Source organism: Streptomyces himastatinicus ATCC 53653 (genome assembly GCF_000158915.1).
GTDB lineage: Bacteria > Actinomycetota > Actinomycetes > Streptomycetales > Streptomycetaceae > Streptomyces > Streptomyces himastatinicus.
In genome coordinates this window covers 4948664-4950875 of sequence record NZ_GG657754.1, presented here as the reverse complement: position 1 = coordinate 4950875, position 2212 = coordinate 4948664, and the positions used below count along the sequence as shown (strand labels likewise).

2 protein-coding genes and 1 pseudogene are annotated in these 2212 nt (G+C 71.6%); 1 reads left to right on the top strand and 2 read right to left on the bottom strand.

Features of this window, described 5'->3' with window-relative positions:
- Both SSOG_RS53735 and SSOG_RS20705 read right to left on the bottom strand, forming a co-directional pair.
- Positions 1-806 (bottom strand): sulfotransferase (locus SSOG_RS53735; protein ID WP_009716199.1); only part of this gene is annotated, 806 nt, incomplete at its 3' end.
- A 108-nt stretch (positions 807-914) separates the two neighbouring features.
- Positions 915-1961, bottom strand: a complete 1047-nt coding sequence (locus SSOG_RS20705) for an aldo/keto reductase (RefSeq protein ID WP_009716198.1) — start codon at positions 1959-1961, stop codon at positions 915-917.
- An 80-nt stretch (positions 1962-2041) separates the two neighbouring features.
- Between SSOG_RS20705 and SSOG_RS56125 the strand changes: the two are divergent.
- A pseudogene (locus SSOG_RS56125) lies at positions 2042-2212 on the top strand (TetR family transcriptional regulator); the annotation flags it as partial.

Here is a 2212-nt window from a genome sequence, read left to right as displayed (position 1 = left end):
GCGTCGGGGGCGTCGAGCAGCGCCTCGTACGACAGCGGCAGCACCAGCTCCCCGGGCAGCGCGCCGAGGTGCTCCAGCCCCTCGATCACCGTGTCCGACCACAGCCGCCCGAAGGCGGACAGCGGCACGTGCCGCGTCAGCAGGGGCTTGATCTCGGCGCTTTCGTCGCTCATCAACGCGGCCAGCTCGCCCGGGACATCGCCGCCCTCCCGCATCAGCTGGATCATCCGGAAGCCGGGATGGCGGCTCATCGACAGCGCGCAGTCGGCCCCGTCCCGGTAGAGATGGACGAACCGCGCCTCGGGGAACACCTCCCGCAGCCGGGGCACCAGCCGCAGCGAGAACCCGGACCGCTCCACCACCGCCCGGCTGCCGAACCGCTCGGCCAGCGTCTCGAACAGCGCCCGGTAATGCTCCCCGACCGGCCCCCGGGGCCGCTCGCACATCACGGGCCGCAGCGCGTCGAACAGCGCGTCCGGCTCGTCGCTCAGATGCGGCAGCGTCGTCATCGCCACCGCCGGAATCCCGTCCCCCTCCGCCGAGAACCGCCCTCCGAAGCCGGGATACGTGTGCTCCGGCAGCCCGAAGCCCTCCCGGATGAGCCGGTTGGCGAACGCGGGCGGGCCGGCCAGGATCTCCCAGAACTCCTCCCCGGTCAGCGGCTCCTCGGGCAGCGCACCCGGCTCAAGGGAGGCCATCAGCTCACTGAGGCTGAGGAGGTGGGGGTGCAGACGCAGCACCTCCGACAGGGCGGTGGAGCCGCACCGCCCGGTTCCGACGACGAAGGTCAACGGCCGTGCTGCCATGTCTCTCCCGGAGCGTTGTGGGGGCGCCGGGACCGTTTCCGCGAACGGGCCCCGGACTCCTGCGCGGCCCGTACCCACCCGGGCCGGCCGTACCCCTGCGCCCGTCGCTTACGAGGGCGTTCCCCACACTGGTGGATTGAGCCGGGCGAAGCCTTCCTGCCGCTGGTAGGGGAAGTACGGGTACGGAGCCGTCCTGGCGCTCGCCGCGTCGAGCTTCGCCACCTGGTCGGGCGTGAGCGTCCAGCCGACGGCGCCGAGGTTCTGGCGGAGCTGCTCCTCGGTGCGGGCGCCGATGATGACGGAGGAGACGGTCGGCCGCCGCAGCAGCCAGTTGATGGCGATCTGCGGTACGGCCTTGCCGGTCTCCTCGGCGATCTCGTCCAGGGCGTCGACCACGCGGTAGAGGTGGTCGTCGTCGACGGGCGGGCCGAAGTCGGCCGTACGGTGCAGTCGGCTGCGCTCCGGCAGCGGTACGCCCCGCCGGACCTTGCCGGTGAGCCGCCCCCAGCCCAACGGGCTCCAGACCAGCGCCCCAAGACCCTGGTCGAGCCCGAGGGGCATCAGCTCCCATTCGTAGTCGCGGCCGATGAGCGAGTAGTAGACCTGGTGTGCCACATACCGCTGGTGGCCGCGCTCGTCGGCGAGGGCGAGCGACTTCATCGCCTGCCAGCCGGAGAAGTTGGAGATGCCGGTGTAGCGGACCTTTCCGGCCCGGACCAGGTCGTCCAGCGTGGACAGGACTTCCTCGACGGGCGTACCGGCGTCGAAGGCGTGCAGCTGGAACAGGTCGAGGTAGTCGGTGCCGAGCCGCCGCAGGGCGTTCTCGCACGCGGCGATCAGACGCGAACGGGACGTACCGGCATCCCCCGGTCCTTCGCCCGTCGGCAGACCGGTCTTGGTGGACACGATCACCCGGTCCCTGCGGCCCTTGATCGCTTCGCCCAGCACCTCCTCGGAGGCGCCGTCGGAGTAGACATCGGCGGTGTCGAACATCGTGAGCCCCGCGTCGAGGCAGATGTCCACGAGGCGGCGCGCCTCATGCGCGTCGGTGGTGCCCCAGGCGCCGAACAGCGGCCCCCGGCCGCCGAAGGTGCCCGCCCCGAAGCTCAGCACCGGGACCTGGAGTCCGGATGCGCCCAGCCGTCTGTATTCCATGACCATCCCTCTAACGGTTCTACGGTTCCGTTAAGCTGAACGTAGCAGGGATGGGCGACTAATGGAACAGGAGTCCCGTTATGGTGGACGGTGGCGGTGGCGGTGGCGGTGGCGGTGACGCGGATCCGGGGACGGTCCGCCCGGGCGGACGTACGGCCCGGGTCAGGGCGGCGGTGCTCCGGGCGACCGGGGACACCCTGGCCGAGCAGGGCTTCGCCCACCTCGACCTCGCGGACATCGCGCGCCGCGCC

Coding starts and splice junctions, on each gene's coding strand:
- SSOG_RS20705 (WP_009716198.1), bottom strand. CDS start 1,961: ATGGAATACAGACGGCTGGGCGCATCCGGACTCCAGGTCCCGGTGCTG.